We start from the raw sequence: 24,819 nt of genomic DNA on the forward strand, positions 1-24,819 counted from the left end.
GCCGTCGGAGGCGGCCGGTGCCGCCTGCCCGCCGCCGTCGGACGCCTGCGAGGGATCGTCCTGCCCGCCGCTGCACGCGGCGGTCAGACCGAGCGCGGCGGTGAGCGTGAGCGCGGCGAGGGTGCGCCGCAGGGCTGAGGTGCTTCGGACCTTCACTGTGCCTCCTGGGGATCGTTGGCCCGGGCGACGGTACGCTCCGAACCCTGGTGCCGCGTTCCGGGAGCGTCCAGGAAGCCGGTCACAGCGCCGACGGCGTGGGGTGAATCACGAAATGGTAACGGTGCGGGCCGCGTCGACGGTGCCGGGCCCGCGGAGCTCGCCCTGCTCGGTGCCTGGCGCAGCAGGACGACGCAGGGGCCCGCACGCCTCTCGGCGTCCGGGCCCCTGCGGGCGGTCATCATTCGAGGTGCTCAAGCGCGTAGACCGTCATCGCGTCGCGAACGTGCTCGGCGAAGGGCCGGCCGTCGACCGTGAAGGTCGCCCCGAATCGGGGATCGGTGACGTACATGTCGCCGATGCCGACGAAGGCCTCTGCGCCGGGCCGTTTCCCGCCCCATCCCGCGCTGATCCAGGTGTACAGCCGGGCCGTCAGCGCCTGGACTTCCTCGCGCTCCGCGGGCAGCTCGCGCGCCGAGGTGTCGGCGAAGCCTGCCACCAGGGCGTCGACCTCCTCGCGGAAGCCCTCCTTCTCGGCGTCGCTCAACGAGCGCCACCACCGGTCGGAATCGGCGTAGGCCTGCTCGCCCCACCTCTCCTCGACCTCCTCGCGGTACTGCGTGTGGTCGAATCCGTCGAACATCGTGTCCGTCATGAGCTCTCCTCCTGTCTCGAGAATCCGGATCGTGGACTGCACCGAGGCGACGATGCGGGACAGGCGCTCCTGCTCCCTCTCGAGCTGCGCGGCATGCGCCCGCAGCGCTGAGACCGTCTCGACCTGCTCGTCGAGCACGCGGCCGATCTCGGAAAGCTCGAGCCCCAGCTCGCGCAGGACGAGGATCCGCTGCAGGCGCAGCAGCGACGCGCCGCCGTAGAACCGCTGCCCGCCGTGGCCGGTGCGGCTCGGGGCGAGCAGGCCCACCTGCTGGTAGTGGCGCAGGGTGCGGCTGGTGACGCCGGTGCTGCGGACGATCTCCTGGATCGACCACTCCGGGGCCGAGTGCTGGGGCGACTCCATGGCTCCTCCTCTCGTCGGTCTCCTTCGGTGCGATCACGATCTTTCCGCTTGACGTGACGTCAAGCGCAAGGGGAGCGGCGGGAGAATCTTCGCCGGAGCCGCGCCCCGCAGGGACGACGACGCCCGCCGGACCGTGCGGGGCACGCACGGCGGGCGTCACGAGAGGGGCCGTCTGCAGAAAGGGGCGTCAGGCGGCACGCCGCGGAGCTCAGCGCCGCGGCGTGCCGCCTGAGTCCCATTCTGCAGGCAGGCCCGGGCCATGCAGGCGGGCCCGGGGGGCACGTGTCGGGTCGGAGCGACGAGTCGGCGGGCGACCGTCGCTCAGTAGCCGATGGACCTCAGGTACTCGCGGGACTCGCGGATGCAGTCGATCGGGTCGCGGCCGTAGGTGTCGTCCTGCTCGATGAGGAAGTACTCGGCACCGGCCTTCTCCGCGGCGGGCAGCAGCGCGGGCCAGTTCATGTTGCCCTGGCCCACCTCGGCGAACTGTCCGAGGGAGAGGAAGGTCCCGTAGAACTCCTTCATGTCCATCTCGCCGGCGTCGAAGCGCCTCACGGCGTCCTCGGGCATCGGCGCGACGCGGAAGTCCTTGACGTGGATGAGCTTGCAAGTGCCGGAATAGGCCTCGAGCATGTCCAGCGGAGCCATGCCGCCGCGCTGGACCCAGTGCAGGTCCACCTCGAACAGCAACGAGGGGGCGACGCGGCGCACGATGTCGAAGATCCGCTCGCCGTCGAACTGGATGAGGTCCACGTGGTGGTTGTGGTAGCAGAGCGTGATGCCCTTCTCCGCGAGGCGGGCCGCATAGGGCTCGACGGAGGCGGCCCAGCCCTCGGCCGCCTCCTTCGAGGTCATCGCCGAGAACGGCATCATGCCGATGCGCAGGAAGCGCGCTCCGGTCTTCCCGCACGCCTCGACAGCGCGGTCGAACTCGGTCTCGAGCGCGAAGCCGTTGCCGCCCGGGGCGATCGAGACGCTCATCGCGGCGGTCTCGACGCCGAGGTCCGCCTTGCCGCGCACGAGGTCGTCGATGAGCTCATCGGTCATCTCCACCTGGGAGGCCTCGACGGCGTCGATGTCGAGTTCGCGCACCTGGCGCAGGACCTCGTACATCCCCTTCTCGTCGATCTGGTCCTTGAGCATCATGAGCTGGAGTCCGAGGACGGGCATGGGTGTTCTCCTTCGAGAGTGCGGTGACGGTGGGAATGCGGGAGCGGCCCGGGCCGACGGGAGGTCGGCGCCGGGCCGCAGGGCGAGCGCTCAGGAGCGGGTGGGGAACTTCCCCTCCTCCTCGATGCGCTTGTTGAGCTCGGAGAGGTACTCCTCGGCCGGGTAGTCCACGAGGTCGATCTCGCGGCCGGTCCAGGCCGACAGCTGCATTCCGGAGGCCAGGCGTACGCCGTTGATGCCCTCGGCGCCGTCGGCGATCAGCGGGGTGCCGTCGTTGACGTGCGCGGCGAAGTTGGTCAGGACGTCTATGTGCTGCTGGCCCCAGGCCGACTCGTAGGTCTTCTCCTCGACGGTGTACAGCGAGGAGGCGTCCATCTCGCCGCGGAACAGCTTGGCCACGTCCTCCATGGTCATCTTGTCGCTGAGGCTGCGCTCGTCCTCCGACAGGCGGTAGACGGTGACCTTGTTCGACTTGTCGACGACGACCTTGCCCTCGTCGAACAGCAGCTCGAGGCGGTCGGTACCGATGATGTCGTTGGTCGAGGTCATGAAATGACCGGTGACGCCCTCGCCGAAGTCGACGAGCGCGTTGACCTCGTCCTCGGTGGCGATGTCGCGCTGGAAGCCGAAGGCGAGCTTCGCGAAGACCTTCTTCGGAGTACCGGCGAGCCACTGCCACAGGTCAAGCTGGTGGGGAGCCTGGTTGACGAGCACGCCGCCGCCCTCGCCGCCCCAGGTCGCGCGCCACTCGGACTGGTCGTAGTAGCCCTGCGGGCGCCACCACGACGTGATGATCCAGGAGGTGTGGCGCAGCCTGCCGAGCTCGCCGGAGTCGATCAGCGCCTTGAGGTCGGTGTAGACGGGGTTGGTGCGCTGGTTGAACATGATGGCGAAGGTGGTCTCGGGATGGTCGGCCGCGAAGGCGTTCATCTCCTCGACCTGTTTGGTGTAGACGCCTGCGGGCTTCTCGGTGAGTGTGTGGATGCCCTTGCCGATCGCGGTGATCGTCATCTCGGGGTGGAGGTAATGCGGCACGGTGGTGACCACGGCGTCGACGTCCCCGGAGTCCAGCATCTCGACGTAGTCGTCGTAGAAGGGGGTGCCCGCGTGCTTCTCCGCGGCGGCGTCCTTCTTCGCGGGATCGGTGTCGGCGATGGCGCCGAGCGTCATGCCCGCGATCTTCCCGTCGGCCAGGAGGCCGGCGTACATGCCGCCCTGAGCGCCGAATCCGATGATGCCGAGGCGGACGTTCTTCTCCGACATGGTGTCTCCGTTCTGTGGTGGTGACGCGCTCCCGGGAGGGGATGCGGGTGGATCTGGTGGGACCGAGGAGCGAGGGGAGGGAGGGCGGGAGGAACGCGCTCTCCGTCTCCGTCGAGCCTATGTGCGTCGGCGGACCCGTGGCCGGGGCCGCCGACGCACGGGGATCAGGCCTGCTCAGAGGCCGAGGCGGCGGACGCCGCGTGACGTTCCTCGAGGATCGCGGCGTTCTCGTCGACCCGCTTCTTGGTCAGCGGGTACCAGAAGACGAGGGCCAGCAGCGAGACCAGCAGCAGGGCGGGGACGAGGGTGCCGAGGGTGTAGATGCCGTCGAGCACGGACTGGTTCTGCTCCACGCCGCCGGACTGGTAGCCGATCCAGCCGAGCGCCCAGCCGACGAGACCGCCGGCGATCGCCTGGCCGAGCTTGCGGGACCAGGAGTACATGCCGTAGACGGTCGCGTCGTTGCGCTCGCCGGTGCCAGCTGAACGGCCTGATGTCCTTCTTCTGCTGGGGTGTCGCTGCAGCGGTGCTCATCGTCGAAGCTCCTCCGGGTTCATCCTTGAACCGCGAGCGCGGCGCGCGCGGGGCCGTGGTTCGCTCAGATCGCGATGCGCTCCGTGGGACCGGTGAGGCGGGGTGAGGAGAGTCTGGTCAGGAGATCCGAGGAGAGGGCGATGTTGCCGGAGGTTGCAGTGCTGCCGAATGGACTCGAACCTGTTGCCTCATGAGTTAATGGAAGGCTTACCAGCATCGATGCTCTTGTCGGCACCTGAAGACGTCGGTCGTATGGCGGGGCGTGGGCCGGGTCTGCTCGTTCGGTTGTCAACGGTTGCCGGTGGCGGCCGGCAGTCGCTTCAGGTCCGCCGAGAGGCGGTGCGCTCGGCGACTCTCGCCGAGGAGTCCCGGAGGCGCTGACACGGGAACGACGGACGGCCGGGCCGCCCACGAGGGGCGATCCGGCCGTCCGGGAGGGTGCGGCGGAGCCGCAGGCGGTCATCGCCCCGTCGGGGGCGCGGCCGCTGAGGGGATCAGTAGAGGTTCAGGAAGGCCTGCAGGACCTCGACGGTGTCCCCGTCGATCTCGTCGGAGCCGTTCTGGGCGGCGCCGACCTCGTGCTGGAGGCCCGCGACGGTGTCCTCGCCGATCACGCCGTCCTGCGAGGTCTTGGCCCAGGCCTGCAGGGCGAGGGTGGTCTCCTCGTCCATCTCGCCGGTCTGCTCGACGCCCAGCCAGTCCTGGAGGGCGGTGATGGTCTTCGGGCCCATCTTGCCGTCGACCTCGAGGGTGCCGGCGACGGAGAGGTCGCCGGTGGCCTTGGAGCCGGGCTCGCCCTTGGACGCCTGCGGGGCCGGGGCGGCCTCCTCGGCCGGGGCCTCCTGCTGCTTCGGCTCCTCCTGCTTCTTCTCGGTCTCCTTGGTGAAGCCGTTCTCGTCGCAGTTGTCGGCGATGCCGTCACCGTCGCAGCTCCAGTCGCCCTGGGGCTCGGTGCTCTCGCGCTCGGTGGAGCGGTTCGCCTGCTGGTCGGACTCGCGGGGCTCGGGAGCCTGCTGCTGCTCCTGCTCCTCGGCCGGGGCCTGCTGCTCCTGCTCGGGGGCCTCCTCCTGCTCCTCGGCCGTGGGGGCGCCCGAGGTGTCGGAACCGCCGTTGATCGAGACGCCGCAGGTGGGCCAGGCGCCCTTGCCCTGCACGGCCAGGACGCGCTCGGCGACCGCGATCTGCTGGCTCTTCGAGGCCTGGTCGGCGGTCGAGGCGTACTCGGTGCCGCCGAAGCCCTCCCAGGTCTGCTGGGAGAACTGCAGGCCGCCGTAGTAGCCGTTGCCGGTGTTGATGGACCAGTTTCCGCCGGACTCGCAGGCGGCGACCTCGTCCCAGCCGGTGGCGGCCGAGGCGGAGGTGGTGGTCGCGGCGATCATGCCGGAGGCGACGACGGCGCCGCCGGCGACGGCGACGGCCGAGCGGCTGAGGCCGCGGCGGAGGGTGGCAGCGCGGGAAGTGCGCTGGGCGTGGGTGCTGTGCTTGGACAAGGGGACGTCCTCTCAGGTCGTGGGCGGTCGGCGGCCCCGGGCGGGCGCGGCTCGACCTCTTCGGACGTCGGCCACCGTACGGGCTCGCCGCCCCCTCGCGGCAAGGACCCGGGCCCGGAACTGACCGGGGTTTTACTCTTCCGGTTCGAGGGCATGACTCGCCGAGGGGCGTTTTGCGCGCTGCTGACCTGCGGTGACGCGGTGAGCTTCCTGTTCGGGATGGCGCGGTGTGAGTCATGGCGCGTCCTGTGGTGTCCTTCACAGCGCCCGTCCACCGCGCGGTCGGCCGACGGCACGCGGTCCGTCGGGCTTGCGGCAGCGGGCCGGTCGGCTCGCCCCCGGCGTGCCGTCCTGGCGGCCTCTCTCGCGCCGGCCTCAGTCGGCGTCCGGAGGGTCGAGCGCGGCGGCCGCTGCGGCGCGATGCTCCTGCGCGCCGGTCTCCAGCGCATAGAGGCCGTAGGCGAGCGGGGAGGCGGAGAACATCTCCTCGGCGTGCTCGCCGAGCCGTGGGTGGACGGTGCCGCCGCCGGCCTCGTAGGCGGCGAGCATCGCCGCGAAGGCCTCCGGGGGAGCGCTCGCGCGGTGGAACATGAAGTCCCGCGCCGGATCGCCGACGGATGCGGTGGTCCAGTCCAGCACCGCGCTGAGCCGCTCGCCGCGCACGAGGGTGTGCCCGGGATAGACCTCGCCGTGGGTGAGCACGCTGAGGTCCGGCCAATAGGAGTCCTTCGCCAACCACGCCTCCCAGCGCTCCCGCAGCGCGGGTGCGATCGGGAAGGCCTCGGCGACGCGGGCGAGGTCCTCGCGCCAGCCGGCGCGGACCTGCTCCGGAGTGCGGGACGGGATCCCGGTGGCGGCGGCCGCGACGGGGTCCACCGCGTGGAGCTGGGCGAGGAAGATGCCGAGGGTGCGGGCGTACTCGGTCGAGGCCATGTCCAGGTGCCACCGGACCGTGCCGTCGGGGTCGACGGTCAGCCCCGGGGTGCCGGGCAGGAGGGGATAGGCGATCAGGCGCGCCGTGCTGATCCGCCAGTCGGGGATCGCGACGTCCAGGTGCGGGGCGAGGTGGGCGAGCAGCCGGCCCTCGACCGCGGCGCGGGACAGCACCTCGGCGCGGCGGGGGATCCGCAGCACCCAGTCCTGCCCGTCCCGCGACCGGGCGAAGGCGACGCGGAAGTCGAGGCCGATCTCCTCGGTGCGCAGTGAGTCGCCGAGGAGGTCGAGCCCGTGATCGGCGGCGAGGGCGAGGAGCTGCTCGAGGTCGGCGGGCGGGGGAGCCCCGGCGTCGGCCGTGGCCGACGACGGGCTCGAGGGAGAGGTCTCGGTCATCCCGGCAGTCTGCCCGGCCCCGCGCACGACGTCATCCGGTTTCCCGGCCGACGGTGCGCCCGTCCGGTGCTCGCCGGCCGCGATGCCTGCCCGCGTAGGCTCGGGCCATGGGCGGGATGCGAGGAGGCATCGGCGCCGCGACCCGGATGGCGCTTCTCGCGCTCGCCCTGGTCACGACGGTGCCTCTCGGGGCGCAGCTGTGCGGCGGTGGACCCGTTGCCGAGGTCACCCAGCCCCTGCTCATGCCGCTGCTGCTCGGTGCGCTGCTGGTCGGGACGGAGCCCCCCGGGCGGCCGGCTCGTCCGGCTCTTCGCGCTGGGTCTCGTGCTCTCGTGGGCGGGGGACGCCCTGCCACGGTTCCTCGACGGGCAGGCGCAGTGGCTCGGCCGCTTCCTGCTCGCCCAGATTGTCTACGCGCTCGCGCTGTGGCCGCTGCGGGGAGGCTCGCTGCTCGGGTGCCGGGCGGCGGTGCTGCCCTATCTCGTCGTCGCCGTGGTGATCGTGGGCCTGTGCGCCCCGTCGGCCGGGGTGCTGCTGACTGCGCTGGTGGTCTACGCCGCGGCGATCTGCGCGATGGCGGTGCACGCCACCGGCCTCGGCGTGCGCGGCGGGATCGGGGGAGCGGTGTTCGTGGTCTCCGATTCCCTCATCGCCCTGAACACCTTCGACGTGCTCACCCTCCCGGCGCACGAGGTGTGGGTGATGGCGACCCATGTCGCGGCGCAGGTGCTGCTCGTGCTCGGCGTGCTGGGCCGCACCGCCCGGGCCGGACGATGGCCGAGAGATGGCGCGGGGCGTTCCTCTACGCCTATGTAGCCGTAGAGGAACGCCCCGCGCCAGTGGCCGACCATGGCCAGGCGGGCCAGGTGGGTCAGGCGGGCCGGTGGGGCTGCCGGGCACGGGCCCGGGTCGGCGAGGCCGGTCCAGCCGGTGGGGAGGCCCGCTCAGCCCCTGCGCGTCTCGGCGTGCTCGGCGCGCGCCTGCTCGCGGGCGCGGCGCTTGGCCTCCTTGGTCTCCCGCAGCTCCTTCTCCTCGGCGAGGGTGATCACCGTGCCGCCGGGATCGGTCGCGACGGTGCCGTCGGGGTGGGTGACCAGCAGGCCGTCCGGCTGCTCGTCGGAGCGCTCGCCCCGCTCGTTGAAGGCGAGCCGCGCCTCGTGCACGCGGTGGGCGTCGGCGAGGAGCTCGCGCACGCTGTGCTCGGCCACGACGATGTCCTCGTACTTCGCGGGCAGGCCGTCGACGATCTTCTCGTGGGCGAGCATCTTCTCGTACATCGCGTCCCGCTGCTCCTCGAAGGAGCGGTAGGTCATCTCGAGATATGCGCGGGCCTCGTGATGGGCGTTGTTCACCGCGGCCTGCGCTCGTCCCTTCGGGGACAGCAGCGAGGCGAGGACCGTGACCGTGAGGACGCCGATGATCACGCTGAGCGAGAAGGCGGTGGTGATCTCCGGGATCGCGTGCACGGCCTCGCCGCCGTTGATGAAGCCCAGCTCGTTCTCGTGCAGCGCGTGCACGACGAGCTTCACGCCGATGAAGGCGAGGATGATCGACAGGCCGTAGGAGAGGTAGACCAGGCGGTCGAGCAGCCCGTCGATGAGGAAGTACAGCTGACGCAGGCCCAGCAGGGAGAACACGGTCGCGGTGAACACGATGTAGGTGTTCTGGGTGAGGCCGAAGATCGCCGGGATCGAGTCGAGCGCGAAGAGGATGTCGGTCGCGCCGATCGCGATCATGACCAGCAGCATCGGGGTGAGGACGCGCTTGCCGTTCTCGATGGTGAAGAACTTGTCGCCGTCGTACTCGTCGGTCGCGGGCAGGACCTTCTTCACCAGGCGTACGAAGACGCCCTCGGAGTCCTCGTGGGAGTCCTCCTTCAGCTCGTCCACGATCATCTTGATCGCCGTGTAGAGCAGGATCGCGCCGAAGAGGTAGAAGGCCCAGGAGAAGTTGTCGATCGCGGCGGCGCCGAGGGCGATCATGCCCGAGCGGGCGATGATCGCGAAGGTGATGCCGAACAGCAGCACCTTCTGCTGGTCCTCTCGGGGCACGGAGAAGCCGGCGATGATGATCAGGAAGACGAAGAGGTTGTCGACCGAGAGGGCCTTCTCGGTGACGTACCCGGCGAAGTACTCGGTGCCCATGTCGACGCCGCCGAAGACGAGGACGAGCACGCCGAAGGCGAGCGCGATGCCGACGTAGAGCGCGGACCACACGGCCGCTTCGCGCAGGGTGGGGATGTGCGCCTTGCGCACATGGAAGATGTAGTCGAAGGCGAGGAGCCCGAGCACCACGATGATGGTGACGGCCCAGATCAGGGGGGAGACGGTCATGGAGGACCTTCCGGGTCGCGAGGTGGACCCGGGTCTCTCCACCCTCCGGCCTGTGCCGGTGGGCCGCTGCGCCCGGGGGCCCGTTCGGCGGTCCCCGTGGTGACGTGCGCAGCGTGGCGGATACTCCCCCGTTGCCGTCCGCGAGCGTAGACGGCGTCCCTGAGAAGCTCCCGAACGTCGCTCGCGGGTGCGGGGGAGTTCTGCGACCGAGCTCTCGCCCTCGGGCTGTCACCCTCGGGCGGTCAGCGGTCCTCGAGTGCGTCCTCCAGCTCGTCCTTGGTCATCGTCGAGCGGCCCTCGACCCCCTGCCGGCGGGCGTCCTCGTACAGCTGCTCCTTCGTGCGTCCCTTCGCGCCGCTGTGCGAGCGCTCGCCGCCCCGCTCGGACGGGGACTTGTCCTCGAGGGACACGCGGCTCGCCTCCTCGGACTCGCCCTCCTGGGCGCGGGTCTTGTTCACGGTGCGGGCCGCGATCTCCTCGGCCTCGTCCTCGGGGACGCCCTTGTCGAGCTGGCCGTCCTTGATGTGCTGGTACTGGCGTTCGCGCTTCTCGTTCCATGCCTCTGGCATGACTGCTCCTCCTTCTCCGTCCTGCGTCCACGACCCCCGGGACGGGGTGCCGTCGTGCCGGACGTGACCGGCATCTCCATGCTGTCGCGCGGGTCGGGCCGATGTCGAGGCCGGGGGCCGATCGGTCGGGGCCGGAACAGGGGCTCGTACTGCCCGGACCGTCCCTGCGGGAGGCGGGGCAGGCCGACGGGGACGGCAGCCCCCGTCGGTCGGCGACGCTCACTCGCGCGCGCGGTCCCCGGACATCGACCCGATGCTGTTGGACGGGGTGGCCTCGTCCTTCCAGCGGAGCAGCGCGCCGACGCCCTCGGGGATCCCGAGCGCGTCCTCCTGCAGGGCGGAGACCGAGGCGTCGATGGCCAGAGCCGTGCGCAGCAGCTCCTCGATCCCGGCGGGCTCCCCGCCGGTCACGAACACGAGCTCCTCGACCTGGCCGCGGCCGATCGCCTGGGCGACCTCGGTCGCGCCGCCCACCGAGGCGCCGTCGCGCGCCTGGCTCTCGCGGAAGCGGCCCTCGAGGTCCCGCTGCCGGGCGGCGATGAACTCCTCGGTGGCGCGGGTGAGCGCCTCGCGGAAGGGGCCGCGGTCCAGCGCGGCACCGCGGCTGCCGCCGGGGACCTCCAGGAGCCGGTCGCGGGTCTCACGGCCCAGCGCCTCGCGCAGCAGTCCCATCGCGCGCACGTCGCCGCTGAGCATCACCATGTCCACGCGGTGCTCGCGCAGCGCGCGCTCGACGGCCTCGGCGACCGCGTCGGCGTTGCGCTCCCAGGAGTCCTCGACGCGGGCCTCGAAGTTGTCGGCCCGCCAGCCGTGCTGGGGCCCGCCTCCGACGCTCGCCTTGTGGAGGACGTCGTGGCCGCCCTCGACGGTCGCGTCCTCTCCCAGACCGTTCGGGCCGTGGGCGATCGACGGGTTCTCCGGTGCTCGCAGGTGCAGGTCGGCGCCGGCCCGGTCCACGACCACCAGCAGCTGGCGCACCGCGAAGGGGATCAGCTGCAGCAGCGGCAGCAGTTGCGGGAACTCGCCCCGGTGGGCCGACTCCTGCAGCGGAGGCGCCGGAAGGACCCGGTCCACGAGGATCCCGTCGTCGTTCGCGAAGACGGAGCGGCCCTGCCGTCCGCCGAGGGTCGAGGGGCTGAGCACCGTCTCCTCGATCTGGGCGAGCAGCGCCTGCGGGGCGCCGTCGGCCGTGAGGGTGGAGCGCATCCGCGCCCAGCGGGCCTCGAGCTCGCCGGCCGCTTGGGGGTCGGTTCGGGTGGTGTCGAGGTGGACCGAGACGACGGGGCCGGTCGCTTCGAGGACGGGCGTGAGCCAGGGCAGTTTCACAGTGGACCTCCAGGTGCTCGACGTGCGGGGACGACCGTGCTCCCAGCTCGGCCTCTTCGCCCCGCCTGGGTCCGTTCAACCCTGGCACGCGGGGTCCGGCATCGCAAGCGGGTTCGGGCCGAGGGGGTCGCTGCCCTGCGTGGGGCCCGCTCCGGCTCCCGTCCCGCGGGGCGGTCAGAAGGTGAAGCCGCGGAAGAGCAGCAGCGCCAGGCCCAGGCCGACGACGAGGTTCACGACGGTCGCCGCCGCGAACACGACGATCGGCTTCCAGCCGGACTCCCTGATGCTCGAGGCGTTGAACTCGAGGCCGATCGAGACGAAGGCGAGGGTCAGCGCCCAGGTCTGCAGCTCCTTGGCGGCGTCCAGCCGCAGCTCGAGGACGGCCTCGGGGAGGGACTCCGCGAGCACCGTCGCCACGACCGAGGCGAGCAGGAAGCCGAGCACGAACTTCGGGAACCGCTCCCAGAGCATCGCCAGCGAGCGGCGATCTCCCACGCGGCGCGTGCCGGAGCCGGCGACGGCCCGGCCGGCGGCGGGGGCGACCCTGAAGGAGAAGTACAGCGTCAGCAGCACGGCGACGATGCCCAGCAGCGCGTTCTGGGTGACCTTCACGATCGAGGCGATCTGCAGCGGCTGCTCGCCGGCGACCGCGCCCGCGGCCGTCACCGCGGCGGTGGTGTCGATGTTGCCGCCGATCCAGGCGCCGGTGACCGCGGGGGACAGCCCCATCAGGTCCGCGAGCCAGGGGAGCAGGAAGATCGAGGGCACCGCGAAGACGATCACGAGGGTGGCGGTGTAGGCGAGCTGCTCCTTCTTCGCCTCCACGGCGCCGGCGGCCGCGACGGCGGCGGAGACCCCGCAGATCGACAGGGCGGAGGCGAGCAGGGCCCGCAGCCTGTCGTCCAGCCCCAGCAGCCCGGCGAACCACCAGGTGAACGCGAAGACGACGGTGATCAGCAGGATCGCCTGGAGCACGGCGGGACCCGCCGCGCGCACCACGATCGCGAAGTTCACGGTCGCGCCCAGCAGCACCAGGCCCACCTTGATGAACAGCTCGGTGCGGAAGGCCGCGGCCATGCGACGGCGCACCCCGGTCAGGGACAGCACCGCGTTGCCGAGGAAGCCGAGCGCGATCGCGTAGACCGGGTACTCGATCGACTTCGCGACCTTCCCGACGGCGGTGCCCTCGGTGAGCTCGGGGACAGCATCGGTGAGCACCGAGACCAGCCAGGCCAGGGCCACCACGATCACGAGGCCCGCGACGGTCCAGCCGAGCGCGGCGCGCGGAGCCGGGGCGGGGGAGGGGGCGCCGGCCTCGGCCGCGGCGCCGTCGGCGGCGGTCCGCTCCGTCGCGCTCACGGGATCAGCTCCGGGGAGATCAGCCCGGCCATGCAGGCGCCGAACAGGACGAGCCCCACGAGCGTCGCGATCCAGTCCTCGCCGAGGGAGAACCGCTTGTGGTCATCGGGGTCGTCGGGGCGCTCGGTGCTGCTCACCGTTCCTCCTCCAGTCTCGGGATGTCCCGGTGCACGCGCCGGGGCCTGGAGGCACTGTAGGACATCGGCGCGGGGTGTTTCGGCGTGCGACCAGCACGTTCGCTCCGCGTCCTCGTCCTGTCAGGTGCCCGTCAGCTCTCGTCCATGTGACGGACACCCGCGGCGGCCGCCACGACGCGCCAGTCCTCGGCGAGGGAGGCGATCGTCGCGTGGGCGTTCAGGCCGGAGGGCTGGGGGACGACGTGGAGGTCGATCCCGGCCGGCCAGCCCTCGACCTCGGCGGGGTCCTGCCGTCCGAGCCGGGCGCGGGGCAGCGCGTAGGCGGTGCGGAAGGCGGTGATCCCGGCGATCGCGACCGTGCGGGGACGCAGCGTCTCGAGCCGCTCGACGAGCCGGCGGCCGGATGCGCGCAGCTCCTCGCGGCCCAGCTCGTCGGCGCGCACGGTCGCACGGCCGATCAGGTTCGTGATCCCGATGCCGCGGGTGCGGAGGTCCTGCTCGTCCTCGGGGTCCAGGCCCCGGGAGGCGTCCACGAGGCGGGAGGTGAGGCCGGCGCGGTGAAGGGAGGGCCAGAAGCGGTTCCCGGGCCGGGCGAAGGGGGCGTTCACGGCCGCGGTCCACAGCCCCGGGTTGATGCCGACGATCAGCAGGCGCAGCTCCTCGCCCCGTCGCGGGTCCGGCAGCACGTCGTCGATCGCGTCGGGGTCGGGGGTCGCGAAGTCGGCCAGCTCGTCCCGGGAGGGACGTCGACCGCCGAGCGGGGAGGGGCGACGAATGCTCATCCCGGCACTGTACGACGGCTCCGGTGACGCGGTCCCGCCGTACTGTGGCGCCATGGACGCGACGGCGGCAGGACGGGCAGGGACAGGACGGGCAGGGACAGGACGAACAGGGGCAGTGCGGGCGGAGACGGGCCGGCCCGGGAGCGACCGGCCCCGAGCAGGGCGGCTGCAGGTGATCGCGGGCCCGATGTTCGCGGGCAAGACCGAGGAGCTGCTGCGGCGCGTGCACCGGGCGCGCCTGGCGGGTCGGCGCGTCGAGGTGGTCGGGCACAGCCTGGATGACCGCGGCGGCGCGGAGCGGCTCAGCACCCACCTGGGCCGCAGCGTGCCCGCCCGGATGCTCGAGGAGCCGCATCCCCTGCTCGACCTGCTGGACGGGGACACCGCAGCGGGCGAGGAGGGCGCAACGCCCGAGGCCCAGGCGCCCGACGGCGGTGTCGAGCTGCTCGCCCTCGACGAGGCGCAGTTCTTCGGGCCCGCCCTCGTGCCGGTGCTCGAGCGGCTGCTCGAGGCCGGGATCGACGTCGCCGTCGCCGGGCTGTGCCTCACCTACGACGGCGAGCCCTTCTCCCCGCTGCCGGAGCTGATGGCGCGTGCCGAGGAGGTCGTGAAGCTCACCGCGGTGTGCACCGTGTGCGGGGCCGATGCCGCCTTCCACATCCGCCTGGTCGACGACGGGGCCGACGCCCACCGCGCGACCGCCGCGCAGGTGGGCGGCGGGGAGTCCTACCGGGCCCGCTGCCGCGCCCACCGCGATCCGGCCCTGCGGGAGCGGGGCCCGCTCGACTGAACCCGACGCGCGGGGCGGTGCTCGTCCGTGCGTCCTGCGCATGCCTGACCTGTCCGCCGCCTCCCTCTCGTTACGCTGGCGCGATGATCCTCACCCCGGACCAGGCACCCGTCGGCTCCCCGCATCCCGGTCGCCGGGGAGACGAGTCCGTCACGGCGTCCGCCGTGCGCTATGAGGCGGAGGCGGGGGAGCGCGCCGAGCAGGCGCTGCCCGCCGAGGCCAGAGCGGCGGGGATCGTCGGCCGCACCATCGCGCCCGGCGAGGTGCTGCGCTGGTTCGTGCACCCGGTCCTGGACGAGGAGCTGAGCTGGGGCGCGACCCATGTCGCGCTCGACCTCGTCCTCGACGACGGCTCCCGCCTCTCGCAGCACGAGCCCCGCGACCAGCACGGCTCCCTCGCCACCGCCCGCGGGCTCGGCGAGGCGAGGATCCTTTACTCCGACCAGTGGAACGACGTCCAGGTGGGGCTCGGGGCGCTCATCGGCCGCCGGATCGAGGAGGTGCTGGTCGAGGTCGATGTGCCCGAGGACCACGAGGCCGATCTCCTCGAGGACCTCGAGTCCGAGCCCGGGGAGGCCGCGCCGCCCGCCCCGCTGCACGGGTGGATCGATGGCCCCTCCCTCGCCGTGCCGCCCGCGGACCCGCCGCTCGAGGACCCCGTCGCCTGGGTCGACACCCGGCGTGGCACCCGCTCGGCCTTCGAGTTCTCGCGCGGGAACACCCTGCCGATCACCGCCCTGCCCAACGGCTTCGCGAAGTTCACCCCCGCGACCGACGCCCGCACCCGCCGCTGGATCTACCAGCACCACCGCACCCATCTCCAGGGCCTGTCCCTCACCCACCAGCCGAGCCCCTGGATGGGCGATCGCCACCAGCTGGTGCTGATGCCGCTGCTGGGCGAGAGCCCGGACGCGAGCCCCGCCGCGCGCGAGCGCGCCTTCTCCCACGCGGACGAGACCGCCCGCCCCGACCTCTATGCCGTCGCCCTCGAGGGCGGGATCGGGATGCGGCTGGCGCCCACCGACCACGGCGCCGTCTGCGAGATCTCCCTGCCGGAGGACTCCGGGCCCGGCCACCTCCTGCTCGAGGGCGTGGATACGCACAGCCGCCTCGACGCCGCCGGCGCCGTCTTCGACGGGCGGGTCCAGGGCTGGATCGACTCCTCGCCCCAGGAGGGGTACGACCGGGCCGACGGGGCGACGCGCATGTTCGTGCTCGCCGAGGTGCAGCCCGCCCCCGTGCGCGTCGGCCGCGCGGAGGGCGACAGCGGAGGCAGCGTGCTCAGCTTCGCGCCCGGCACCCGCACCGTCATGGTCCGTCTGGTGACAAGCCTGCTCGGCCAGGACCAGGCACAGCGCACTTTCGCGCTCGAGCTCGCCGGACGCACCCTGGAGCAGGTCCGTGAGGAGGCCCACGCCCTGTGGACCCGCCGCCTGCAGGTGCTCGAGGCGCCCGGCGCGACCGCCCCGCAGCGCCGCACCCTGTACGGCAGCCTCTACCGCCTGAACCTCTACCCGTCCTCCCACTGGGAGAACCGCGGCACCGCCGAGGTGGTCGAGCCCGTCCACGCGAGCCCCGTGCTGCCCGTGCGCGGCGCGGCGACCGACACCCGCACCAACGCCGAGACGGTGCCGGGGCAGATGTACGTCGACCACGGCTTCTGGGACACCTATCGCACCGCCTGGCCCGCCTACGCCCTGCTCTACCCCGAGCTCGCCGCGGAGCTCGCCGACGGCTTCGTGCAGCAGCACCGCGAGGGCGGCTGGATCGCGCGCTGGTCCTCACCCGGCTATGCCGACTGCATGACCGGCACCAGCAGCGACATCGCCTTCGCGGACCTGCAGGTCAAGGGCGTGCCGCTGCCCGATCCGCAGGCGACCTACGAGGCCGCGCTGCGCAATGCGACCGTCGCCCCGCCGATCCCCGAGGTGGGTCGCAAGGGCGGGGAGACCGCCGTGTTCCGCGGCTACGTCGCCACCGACGCCGAGGTGGGGGAGAGCGTCTCCTGGAGCCTCGAGGCGCACATCAACGACGCCGGCATCGCCGCGCAGGCGGCGCTGCTCGCCGGGCGGGCCGAGGCCGAGGGGGACCGGCTCCGCGCCGAGCGGTTGCGCGGCGAGTCCGCCTATCTCGCCGCGCGCAGCGCGAACTATGCCCTGCTGTTCGATCGGACGACGGAGTTCTTCCGCGGCCGACGCTCCGACGGGGCCTTCGCCGTCCCGGCCGAGGAGTTCGACCCGCTGGAGTGGGGAGGGGACTTCACGGAGGCCAACGGCTGGACCTTCGCCTTCCACGCCCCGCACGACCCCGAGGGCCTCGCCGCCCTGCACGGCGGCCGCGACATGCTGCGCGGCCGGCTCGAGCAGTACCTGGACACGCCCGAGCGCGCCGACCGCCGCGGCTCCTACGACACCACCATCCACGAGATGGTCGAGGCGCGGGCGGTGCGGATGGGCCAGTTCGGGTTCTCCAACCAGCCCGCCCATCACATCCCTTTCCTGTTCCACCACGTGGGGGCGCCGGAGGAGGCCTCCCGGATCGTCCGCGAGGTGCAGCGGCGCCTCTTCGTCGGCGAGCAGATCGGGCAGGGGTATCCCGGCGACGAGGACAACGGCGAGATGAGCGCCTGGTGGCTGCTGACGGCGCTGGGGCTGTACCCGCTGCAGCTCGGCACGGGCCGCTATCACCTGGTCGCGCCGCTGTTCGAGACGGTGCGGGTGCGGCCGCTGGGCCGGGAGGGCTTCACCCTCACCGCGCACGGCACGGGCGGGACGCCGGCCGGTGCCGAGGACGTCTGCATCACCGGGATGCGGGTGCGCGGCGCGGAGCACGCGGACTCGTGGATCGACCACGCGGATCTCCGCGGCGAGATCGAGATCGAGCTCGGTGCGGAGCCCGGTGACTGGGGCACGGTCCCGCCCTCGCCGACCGCGCCGGGGCAGCGGCCGCAGCCGCTGTGGGATCTCTTCGCCGCGGACCCCTCGCAGCCGCTGCTGGACGACGACGCCCGCACCGAGCTCGTGCTGGAGACGGCGAGCGCCGTGCTCGACCTGCCCGAGCTCGGCGAGCCGATGCAGGCCCGCTTCCTCACCCTCACCTCCTCCGCGGAGACGGGCGGGGACCCGATCGCGTGGCGGCTGGAGGGCTCGGACGACGGCGAGAGCTGGGAGGTGCTCGACGCCCGCTCCGCGCAGCGCTTCGAGTGGCGACGCCAGACCCGCCCCTTCGAGATCGCCTCCCCGCGGCCGTGCCTGCATCACCGCCTGGTGGTGACGACCTCCGAGGGCCCGCTGCGGCTGGCGGAGCTCGAGCTGCTCGCCTGAGCGGGCACCGGCCGCCGCACGAGCCCACCGCGCCCCGAGAGCGGGGTGCCCGCGCGGCGGTCGATGAGCACCCACGGCAGGGTCATCGCCGCCCACACCGCGGCGATCAGCACCGCCTCGACCAGCAGGTACTGCGGCCACGGCCCCAGCAGGTCCAGGATGCTCGGCCCGGCGGGCGCCCGGTTCAGGTAGCCGTAGTTCGCGCCGGTGAGGGTGTTGCCGGTGACGGCGATCCCCGCCCACAGCAGCGTCGCCGCGTAGGCGATCCCGTACCCGCGCCAGGTGGGCCGGCAGCCGAGCCCCCACACCAGCACCACCGGGGCGAGCACTCCGGCGCCGTGCGCGATCCAGTACTCCGCGAACTCCAGCGGCACCCACACGAAGTAGTTCAGGTCCGGGGTGAGCACCGACTGCATGTTCAGCGTCAACCCCCAGAACCAGCACACCACCACCGCCCAGCGCGCCTGCATGATCAGGGCGATCGGGACCAGGAACCGCAGCGCGTCGGAGTAGTGCAGCGGCAGGGACTCCTCGAGGTTCCACGCCCAGGGCATGAACCCCCATGCCGTCCAGGCCGCGGAGTTCGCCAGCAGCGCCCAGCCCGCGACCCGCAGCGCCCGGTCCACCCGGGCGCTCTCGCCGCGGCGCGCCCAGCGCACCAGGACGACGGCGGCGAGGGCGAGGAGCACCAGCATCGAGAGGTGCGCGCCGCCGTAGGCGGGCATGTGCCCGATCGCGGGGGCGACGAGGAGCGGGTCGTAGGGGCCCGGGCCGGGGCGGTCCAGATGCATCGTCGGCTCTCCTCGTGGTCGCTCGGACCCGCCCCGTCGTCGGGGCGCACGGGCAGAGCATACGGAAGCGCCCCGCCGCGGCGGGGCGCTTCCGCAGGGCTGCGTGCGGGCCTTCTCAGGCGGCGACGCCCTGGCGGCGCAGCCCGATCTCCTTGAGCAGCGTCACGAGCGCGGCGGCCACCACCGTGCCGGCCAGCAGCGCGAGCACGAAGCCCCACACCGGGCTGATCGCGAAGGCGACGAAGATGCCGCCGTGCGGTGCCTGCGAGCCGACGCCGAACGCCATGATCAGCGCACCGGTGACCGCGCCGCCGGTCATCATCGAGGGGATCACGCGCAGCGGGTCCGCGGCGGCGAAGGGGATCGCGCCCTCGGAGATGAACGCCGCGCCCAGCAGCCAGGCCGTCGTCCCGTTCTCCCGCTCCACGGGGGAGTAGAGGCGGCGCCGCACCAGGGTGGACAGCGCCATCGCCAGCGGCGGCACCATGCCGGCGGCCATCACGGCGGCCATGATCTCGAACGCGGCCTCGGTGCCCTGGGACAGCCCCGCGGTCGCGAAGAGATACGCCGCCTTGTTCACGGGCCCGCCCAGGTCGAGGCACATCATCAGCCCGATGATCACGCCGAGCAGCACGGCGGAGGAGCCGGACATGCCCGTCAGCCCGTCCTGCAGCGCGGTCATGAGGGCGGCGAGCGGGCGGCCCAGGAACAGCAGCATCAGCCCGCCGACCACGAAGGTGGTCACCAGCGGGATGATCACCACCGGCATCAGCCCGGCGAGCCAGCGAGGCGGGGTGAGGGTGGTGAACCACAGCGCGATCAGGCCCGCGAGCAGGCCCGTGATGAGACCGCCGAGGAAGCCGGCGCCCACGGCCACCGACACGGCACCGCCGATGAAGCCGGGCGCGATGCCGGGCCGGCCGGCGAGGCCGAAGGCGATGTAGCCCGACAGTGCCGCGACGAGGAAGCCCATGCCGAGGTTCCCGAGCGTGAACAGCACCGCGCCGAGATAGAGGGCGAGGCCCGCGCGCTCGGTCTGCGCCATGCCGGTCGCGCCCTCGTACTCCTGGTGACCGGGCAGCGAGGACAGCGAGAACCCGGTCGCGACGTCCTGGGCGACGAAGGCGACGTCGAAGCCCGCGACGAGGAAGCCGAGCGCCATCAGCAGGCCGCCCGCGGCGACGAAGGGGATCATGTAGGACACGCCCGTCATCACGGCGCCCTGGATCCGGCGGGGCCAGGACTGGGACGCGCCGCTCTCCGCCTTCTGCGAGGTCGCGGCGCCGGCCTGCACACGGCGGGCCGACGGATCGGAGGCCGCGGCGACCGCCTCGTCGATCATCTCCCCGCCATGGGAGATCGCCCGCTTGACCGGGTGCTCCACGAGGGGCAGTCCCGCGAAGCGCTCCCGGCCCGAGATGTTCACGTCCGCGGCGACGATCAGGGCGCTCGCACGAGCGATCTGCTCGTCGGTGAACGGGGTGATGCCGCCGGAGCCCTGGGTCTCCACGTGCAGCTCGATGCCCTTGTCCTTCGCGGCGTTCTCGAGGGACTCGGCAGCCATGTAGGTGTGGGCGATCCCGGTGGGGCAGGAGGTGATCGCCAGCAGCACCGGGGCGTCCGCCGACGGCTCGTCCGACGGGGCGGGGCTCGGCGCGGCAGCGCTCGCCGAGGCGGAGCCGGAGGTCGGAGCGGCGGTCGAGGCGGCGCCCGTCCCGACCGCTGCGTCGGCGGGCTCCTCGGACGTCGCGGCGCCGGCGGCCTGCGCGTCGGTTCCCGCCTCCTCGGGGGCGACCACGTCCATGACGAGCGCGGAGACCTCCTCGGGGGTGGATGCCCCCCGCAGCGCGGCGAGGAACTCCGGGCGGATCAGGGCGCGGGAGAGCTGGGCGAGGAGCTTCAGGTGCTGGTCGTCGGTGCCGGCGGGCGCGGTGATCGCGATGATCAGATCGGCCGGCCCGTCGGCGGAGCCGAAGTCCACCGGCTCGCTCAGACGCACGAGCGCGAGCGCCGCCTCGTGGACGGCCTCGGTGCGGCAGTGGGGGATCGCGAAGCCGCCGGGCATGCCGGTCGCGAAGGACTCCTCGCGCTTCAGCAGCCCGGCCTCGAGGCCGTCGCGCTCGGCGCGGCCGGTCGCGGCGACGAGGTCGGCCATCATGCCGATCACGGCGTGCTTGTCCCCGGGCGGGGCGACGTCGAGCCTCACCAGCTCGGGGGTCATCAGCGCAGCGGACATGGGGGTTCTCCTTCGAACGGGCACCCTGGCGGGGCGGGTGGAGCGGGTCAGAGTCGGACGACGGCGGAGGCGTCGATCCGCACCTGGTCGGGACGGGGGATGGTGGTGCCGGGCAGGCCGACCGCGGCCGTGCCGTAGGCGAGTGCGCGCGCGAGCCGGTCGGCCGGGGCCTCCTCGAGCGCGCGGGCGATGAGATAGCCGGCGGTCGCGGAGTCGCCCGCGCCGACGGTCGAGACGACGGGCCCGGGCGGGACCGGGCAGTACCAGGCCGCCCCCTCGGTCGCGAGGAGGCCGCCGGCCCCGCCGAGGGTCACGAGCACCGCGCCGACGCCGCGGCGGTGCAGGTCCAGCGCGGCCTCCGCGACGGGGTCGAGCCGTCCCGCCGCCGCCTCGGCCTCGAGCGCCGCACCGTCCGCGCCGAGGATCTGGCCGAGCTCCTCGGCGTTGGGCTTGAGGAAGTCGGGGGCGGCGCGGTCCAGCGCTGCGGCGAGCGCGGCGAGCGGGGCGTCGGAGGTGTCCACGCCCACCCCCGCGCCGCGCTCCCGCAGCGCGACGACGAGACGCACGTACTCGTCCGTCGGCAGGCCGGGGGCGAGGGAGCCGGAGAGCATGACGCTGTCCCCGGGGCGGGCGACGGCCAGCAGCAGCTCCTCGAGGGCGGCGACCTCGGCCCGGTCCAGCGTCGCGCCGGGCTCGTTGAGCTTCGTGGTGGTCTCCGGGGTGGAGAGCACGGTGAGGTTCGTGCGCACACGGCCCGCGACGGGGCTCGCCCGGTGGGGGAGGGCCTCGGCCTCGAGCAGGTCCAGCAGCGCATCCTGCGGCGCGGCGGGGAGGACGGCGGTCACGGGAAGCCCGGCGCGGTGCACGCCCAGCGCGACGTTGATCCCCTTGCCGCCGGGCTGGAGGCCGTCGGCGCGGATGCGGTGCACGCCGCCGGGGACCAGGGGACCGCCGAGGTCGACGGTGCGGTCGAGGGAGGGGTTCGCGGTGAAGGTGATGATCATGCGGTCAGCACCTCGATCCCGGCCTCCTCGAGCTCGGCCGCGAGCTCGGCGGGCAGGCCGTCGTCGGTGACCAGGGCGTCGATCCCGGCGGTCGTCGCGAAGGTGACCAGATGACGCGTGCCGGCCTTCGAGGAGTCCGCGAGCACGACGCGTCGTGCCGCGCAGCGGGCCATCGCGGACTTCACCGCCGCCTCGTCGGGATCCGGGGTGGTGAAGCCGGAGGGGTCGAAGCCGTTGCAGCCCAGCACGACGAGCTCGGGATGCAGCAGGCCCATCGCCTCGACGGTCCCGGCGCCGACGGCGGCCTGGGTGGTGGGGCGGACCCGCCCCGGCAGCACGTGCACCTCGAGATCGGTGTGCACGAGGGCGCCCTGCGCGATCGCCGGGGCATGGGTGATCACGGGGCCGCGCCGGCCGCTGAGGTGCGGGATGAGCTCGCCGACCGTGGTGCCCGCATCGAGCATCACCGCGGCGCGGGGATCGCCGGGCAGCAGGCTGGCGGCGGCGCGGGCGATGCGGCGCTTGGCTGCGACATTGGTGGTGCGGCGGGCCTCGAGGTCGGGCTCGACCTCGGCGGTGCTCGGAGGCACGGCCCCGCCGTGGACCCGCACGAGCAGCCGCTCGGCGGCGAGCTGGTCGAGGTCGCGGCGCACCGTCTCGGTGGTGACGTCGAAGTCGACCGCGAGCTCGGTGACGGTCACGCGGCCGCTCGCCTCGAGCATCTCGAGGATGCGGCGCCGGCGTTCACGGGCGTACATGGGGCACCTGCTTCGTCGGAGGTCGGACGGGGGCCGTCGCGGTGCGGGGCCGTGGACGGCCCGGCGGGATGAGAGCACCATACGCCCGAAAACCACAGAGAACAACAGTGGAAGTGCCTTTGTTTCTGTGGATGGGGTGAGGTGGGTCGGGCAAGGGGCGAGAGCGCCTCTAGAGTGAGCGAGCCGTCCACTCCCAGGAGGAACGATGACCCCGCCGGACCAGACGCCGCGTGCGAGCCAGCGCGCGAGCCGGACCGCGAAGGCCGCCGACGAGTACGCCGCCGAGCGGCGGGTGCGCCACTTCACCAGGCGCGACCAGGCCAAGCGCTTCCTCGACGAGGTGAACTACCCCCACAGCATCCATCCGGCGCTGGTGCCGGGCGTCTCCGTGGAGGACCAGAAGGTCCGCTACGGGATCGACAAGGTCATCGTCGGCGTGGTGGGCGCCGTGATCATCGGCTTCGTCGCCTGGGGCGTGCTCGCCCCGCAGCCGGTCTTCGACATCTCCGGCGCGGCGCTGACCTGGGTGATGCACAACCTCGGCTGGGTCTTCAACGTCCTCGCCATCGGCATGGTGATCCTGCTGCTGGTGATCGCCCTGTCCCGCTACGGCAGGATCCCGCTGGGCCTGGACGGGGAGGAGCCCGAGTACGGCACCGCCTCCTGGGCGGCGATGCTCTTCGGCGCCGGCATCGGCATCGGCATCATCTTCTTCGGACCCTTCGAGCCGCTGACCTACTACCTCTCCCCGCGCCCCGGCGCCCCCTACGACGCCGGCTCGATCGCCGCGATGAAGGGCGCGATCGCGCAGTCCGCGCTGCACTGGGGGATCAACGCCTGGGCGATCTACGCGATCGTCGGCCTCGCCGTCGCCTACATCTCCTTCCGCCGCGGACGGGTGCCGCTGATGAGCGCGATCGTCGCCGGGCTCTGGGGCGGGGACTCCTCCTCGCCCGCCAGCCGCGTCATCGACGCGCTCGCGATCATCGCGACCCTCTTCGGCACCGCCGCCTCCCTCGGAATCGGCGCCCTCCAGATCGCCCGGGGCGTGGAGATCGTCGGCGGACTGCCGCCCACGGGCACGGCGCTCGCCATGGTGATCATCGGCGTGCTGGCCCTCGGCGCGATCGCCTCCGCGGTCTCCGGGGTCGCGCGCGGCATCCGCTGGCTGTCGAACATCAACATGGCGCTCGCCCTCGTGCTGGCCGTGTTCATCTTCGCCGTCGGTCCCACCGTGTTCCTGATGAACATCATCCCCGGAGCGATCACCGAGTACTTCGGCACCCTGCCGGACATGCTCGGTGCGAACATGTCCGAAGGCGAGGACATGCAGACCTTCCTCTCGAGCTGGACCACCTTCTACTGGGCGTGGTGGGTCAGCTGGGCGCCCTTCGTCGGCGTGTTCACCGCGAAGATCTCCCGCGGCCGCACCATCCGACAGTTCGTGCTCGGCGTGCTGCTGATCCCCTCCTCGATCATCGTGCTCGCCTTCGCCGTCCTCGGCGGCACCGCGATCTGGCTGCAGCGCCGGGCCAGCGAGCTCGACGCCGCCGGGAACACCGTCGGCATCGCCGACCCCGATCTCGCGATCGCGCCCGACGGGACGATCGAGTCGCTCCCCGCCCCGCAGGAGATCTTCTTCGCGGTCGTGGACCAGCTGCCCGGCGCCGGCATCATCTCCGCCGTGGTGGTCGTGATGCTCGCGATCTTCTTCATCACCTCCGCCGACTCCGCCTCGCTGGTGAACTCGCAGCTGTCCCAGAAGGGAAACCCCGCCCCGAACCGCCTCATCACCGCGTTCTGGGCGCTGTGCATGGCGGGCATCGCCATGGTGATCCTGCTGTTCGGCGGGCAGAACGCCCTGCAGGGCCTGCAGAACCTCATCGTCGTCTCGGCCCTGCCCTTCGCCGTGGTGCTGGTGCTGATGGCGGTCGCGCTGGTCAAGGAGCTGCGCAACGACCCGATGACCATCCGTGAGCACTACCAGGAGGCCGCGGTCGAGAACGCGGTCAAGGCAGGCGTGGCGGAGTACGGCGATCACTTCGCCCTCGCGATCGAGCCGACCGCCCCGGACAGCGAGTACGCCACCGGCGGCGAGTTCGACTCCACCGCGCCCGAGGTCACCGAGTGGTACGCCCGCACCGACGAGGACGGCAACCCGATCGACTACGACTACGAGCGGGGCGTCTACCTCGACGCCGACGGGAACCCGCTGCCCGACGAGGACGAGGGCGCGGACCCCGGGACGGACGACGCCGTGGATCCCGGGGCGGACGACGCCGAGGGGGACGACGCCGAAGAGGACGACGCCGAGGGGGACGACTTTGCGCAGAGCTCGCTGGAGGAGGCTCCCGAGGACGGCGACGGGCCCGCCCGGCGACCGGGCGGAGGCACCGGGCGGAGCTGAGGCGCCGGGCCGTCGGCGGCGCCCGGCGCACCCGGTGCGCGGGA

The 24,819-nt window shown here is 72.7% G+C and carries 20 protein-coding genes; 4 read left to right on the forward strand and 16 right to left on the reverse strand.

The window, feature by feature from the left end; all coding sequences use genetic code 11:
* Positions 1–397 precede the first annotated feature (397 nt).
* From L3K22_RS11555 to mphO, 6 genes are all read right to left on the reverse strand, one after another.
* Positions 398–1,174 carry a MerR family transcriptional regulator gene (locus tag L3K22_RS11555; RefSeq protein ID WP_263311491.1) on the reverse strand — a complete coding sequence of 259 codons (777 nt, stop codon included), beginning with the start codon at positions 1,172–1,174 and terminating at the stop codon, positions 398–400.
* A gap of 321 nt (positions 1,175–1,495) precedes the next feature.
* Positions 1,496–2,344 (reverse strand): sugar phosphate isomerase/epimerase family protein, encoded by an 849-nt coding sequence (locus L3K22_RS11560; protein ID WP_263311492.1) that lies wholly within the window; start codon positions 2,342–2,344, stop codon positions 1,496–1,498.
* A gap of 90 nt (positions 2,345–2,434) precedes the next feature.
* On the reverse strand, positions 2,435–3,607 hold the full coding sequence (locus tag L3K22_RS11565) for a Gfo/Idh/MocA family protein (RefSeq protein ID WP_263311493.1): 1,173 nt from the start codon (positions 3,605–3,607) through the stop codon (positions 2,435–2,437).
* A gap of 164 nt (positions 3,608–3,771) precedes the next feature.
* Positions 3,772–4,131 (reverse strand): MFS transporter, encoded by a 360-nt coding sequence (locus tag L3K22_RS11570; RefSeq protein ID WP_263311532.1) that lies wholly within the window; start codon positions 4,129–4,131, stop codon positions 3,772–3,774.
* Between the two features lie 504 nt (positions 4,132–4,635).
* Positions 4,636–5,631, reverse strand: a complete 996-nt coding sequence (locus tag L3K22_RS16690) for a transglycosylase family protein (protein WP_308445929.1) — start codon at positions 5,629–5,631, stop codon at positions 4,636–4,638.
* A gap of 375 nt (positions 5,632–6,006) precedes the next feature.
* A complete protein-coding gene (mphO, locus tag L3K22_RS11580; protein ID WP_263311494.1) occupies positions 6,007–6,960 on the reverse strand; it encodes a macrolide 2'-phosphotransferase MphO in 954 nt (317 codons plus the stop codon).
* A gap of 258 nt (positions 6,961–7,218) precedes the next feature.
* Between mphO and L3K22_RS11585 the strand changes: the two genes are divergently transcribed.
* Entirely contained in the window at positions 7,219–7,776 is a 558-nt protein-coding gene (locus L3K22_RS11585) for a lysoplasmalogenase family protein (protein WP_263311495.1), read from the forward strand.
* Between the two features lie 128 nt (positions 7,777–7,904).
* Here L3K22_RS11585 and L3K22_RS11590 read toward each other — a convergent pair whose 3' ends face one another.
* The 6 genes from L3K22_RS11590 to L3K22_RS11615 all read right to left on the reverse strand — a co-directional run bounded on the left by L3K22_RS11590 (position 7,905) and on the right by L3K22_RS11615 (position 13,466).
* Positions 7,905–9,293 carry a TerC family protein gene (locus L3K22_RS11590; RefSeq protein WP_263311496.1) on the reverse strand — a complete coding sequence of 463 codons (1,389 nt, stop codon included), beginning with the start codon at positions 9,291–9,293 and terminating at the stop codon, positions 7,905–7,907.
* Between the two features lie 242 nt (positions 9,294–9,535).
* Positions 9,536–9,862, reverse strand: a complete 327-nt coding sequence (locus L3K22_RS11595) for a plasmid stabilization protein (protein ID WP_263311497.1) — start codon at positions 9,860–9,862, stop codon at positions 9,536–9,538.
* 219 nt (positions 9,863–10,081) lie between these two features.
* On the reverse strand, positions 10,082–11,188 hold the full coding sequence (locus L3K22_RS11600; protein WP_263311498.1) for a baeRF2 domain-containing protein: 1,107 nt from the start codon (positions 11,186–11,188) through the stop codon (positions 10,082–10,084).
* 174 nt (positions 11,189–11,362) lie between these two features.
* Entirely contained in the window at positions 11,363–12,547 is a 1,185-nt protein-coding gene (locus L3K22_RS11605; RefSeq protein ID WP_263311499.1) for a YeiH family protein, read from the reverse strand.
* On the reverse strand, positions 12,544–12,684 hold the full coding sequence (locus tag L3K22_RS11610) for a hypothetical protein (protein WP_263311500.1): 141 nt from the start codon (positions 12,682–12,684) through the stop codon (positions 12,544–12,546). The genes L3K22_RS11605 and L3K22_RS11610 overlap by 4 nt, the downstream gene beginning before the upstream one ends.
* Before the next feature lie 131 nt (positions 12,685–12,815).
* On the reverse strand, positions 12,816–13,466 hold the full coding sequence (locus L3K22_RS11615) for a mismatch-specific DNA-glycosylase (protein ID WP_259883396.1): 651 nt from the start codon (positions 13,464–13,466) through the stop codon (positions 12,816–12,818).
* Positions 13,467–13,638: 172 nt separating this feature from the next.
* Between L3K22_RS11615 and L3K22_RS11620 the strand changes: the two genes are divergently transcribed.
* Entirely contained in the window at positions 13,639–14,256 is a 618-nt protein-coding gene (locus L3K22_RS11620) for a thymidine kinase (RefSeq protein WP_263311501.1), read from the forward strand.
* Positions 14,257–14,339: 83 nt separating this feature from the next.
* The gene (locus L3K22_RS11625) at positions 14,340–17,579 is read left to right on the forward strand and encodes a GH92 family glycosyl hydrolase (RefSeq protein WP_263311502.1); all 3,240 of its coding nucleotides are present in this window, start codon (positions 14,340–14,342) and stop codon (positions 17,577–17,579) included.
* On the opposite strand, the gene L3K22_RS11630 is transcribed toward L3K22_RS11625, so the two are convergent.
* The 4 genes from L3K22_RS11630 to L3K22_RS11645 all read right to left on the reverse strand — a co-directional run bounded on the left by L3K22_RS11630 (position 17,513) and on the right by L3K22_RS11645 (position 22,368).
* Positions 17,513–18,370: a YwaF family protein gene (locus L3K22_RS11630; RefSeq protein ID WP_263311503.1), complete on the reverse strand. Its 858-nt coding sequence runs from the start codon at positions 18,368–18,370 to the stop codon at positions 17,513–17,515. The two genes, L3K22_RS11625 and L3K22_RS11630, sit on opposite strands and share 67 nt — an antisense overlap.
* Before the next feature lie 115 nt (positions 18,371–18,485).
* Positions 18,486–20,606: a PTS fructose transporter subunit IIABC gene (locus L3K22_RS11635; protein WP_263311504.1), complete on the reverse strand. Its 2,121-nt coding sequence runs from the start codon at positions 20,604–20,606 to the stop codon at positions 18,486–18,488.
* 47 nt (positions 20,607–20,653) lie between these two features.
* A complete protein-coding gene (locus tag L3K22_RS11640) occupies positions 20,654–21,610 on the reverse strand; it encodes a 1-phosphofructokinase family hexose kinase (RefSeq protein ID WP_263311505.1) in 957 nt (318 codons plus the stop codon).
* Positions 21,607–22,368 (reverse strand): DeoR/GlpR family DNA-binding transcription regulator, encoded by a 762-nt coding sequence (locus L3K22_RS11645; protein ID WP_263311506.1) that lies wholly within the window; start codon positions 22,366–22,368, stop codon positions 21,607–21,609. Before L3K22_RS11645 ends, L3K22_RS11640 begins: the two co-directional genes overlap by 4 nt.
* A 205-nt stretch (positions 22,369–22,573) precedes the next feature.
* Between L3K22_RS11645 and L3K22_RS11650 the strand changes: the two genes are divergently transcribed.
* Positions 22,574–24,775, forward strand: coding sequence for a BCCT family transporter (locus L3K22_RS11650; RefSeq protein WP_263311507.1), 2,202 nt, complete (start codon positions 22,574–22,576; stop codon positions 24,773–24,775).
* Positions 24,776–24,819 lie beyond the last annotated feature (44 nt).

Source organism: Brachybacterium atlanticum (genome assembly GCF_025669985.1).
Lineage (GTDB): Bacteria > Actinomycetota > Actinomycetes > Actinomycetales > Dermabacteraceae > Brachybacterium > Brachybacterium conglomeratum.

What these genes read in the sequence shown, in the direction of transcription:
- L3K22_RS11555 (WP_263311491.1), bottom strand. Translation starts at nt 1,174, where the DNA reads ATGGAGTCGCCCCAGCACTCGGCCCCGGAGTGGTCGATCCAGGAGATC.
- L3K22_RS11560 (WP_263311492.1), bottom strand. Translation starts at nt 2,344, where the DNA reads ATGCCCGTCCTCGGACTCCAGCTCATGATGCTCAAGGACCAGATCGAC.
- L3K22_RS11565 (WP_263311493.1), bottom strand. Translation starts at nt 3,607, where the DNA reads ATGTCGGAGAAGAACGTCCGCCTCGGCATCATCGGATTCGGCGCTCAG.
- mphO (WP_263311494.1), bottom strand. Translation starts at nt 6,960, where the DNA reads ATGACCGAGACCTCTCCCTCGAGCCCGTCGTCGGCCACGGCCGACGCC.
- L3K22_RS11590 (WP_263311496.1), bottom strand. Translation starts at nt 9,293, where the DNA reads ATGACCGTCTCCCCCCTGATCTGGGCCGTCACCATCATCGTGGTGCTC.
- L3K22_RS11595 (WP_263311497.1), bottom strand. Translation starts at nt 9,862, where the DNA reads ATGCCAGAGGCATGGAACGAGAAGCGCGAACGCCAGTACCAGCACATC.
- L3K22_RS11615 (WP_259883396.1), bottom strand. Translation starts at nt 13,466, where the DNA reads ATGAGCATTCGTCGCCCCTCCCCGCTCGGCGGTCGACGTCCCTCCCGG.
- L3K22_RS11625 (WP_263311502.1), top strand. Translation starts at nt 14,340, where the DNA reads ATGATCCTCACCCCGGACCAGGCACCCGTCGGCTCCCCGCATCCCGGT.
- L3K22_RS11630 (WP_263311503.1), bottom strand. Translation starts at nt 18,370, where the DNA reads ATGCATCTGGACCGCCCCGGCCCGGGCCCCTACGACCCGCTCCTCGTC.
- L3K22_RS11635 (WP_263311504.1), bottom strand. Translation starts at nt 20,606, where the DNA reads ATGTCCGCTGCGCTGATGACCCCCGAGCTGGTGAGGCTCGACGTCGCC.
- L3K22_RS11640 (WP_263311505.1), bottom strand. Translation starts at nt 21,610, where the DNA reads ATGATCATCACCTTCACCGCGAACCCCTCCCTCGACCGCACCGTCGAC.
- L3K22_RS11645 (WP_263311506.1), bottom strand. Translation starts at nt 22,368, where the DNA reads ATGTACGCCCGTGAACGCCGGCGCCGCATCCTCGAGATGCTCGAGGCG.
- L3K22_RS11650 (WP_263311507.1), top strand. Translation starts at nt 22,574, where the DNA reads ATGACCCCGCCGGACCAGACGCCGCGTGCGAGCCAGCGCGCGAGCCGG.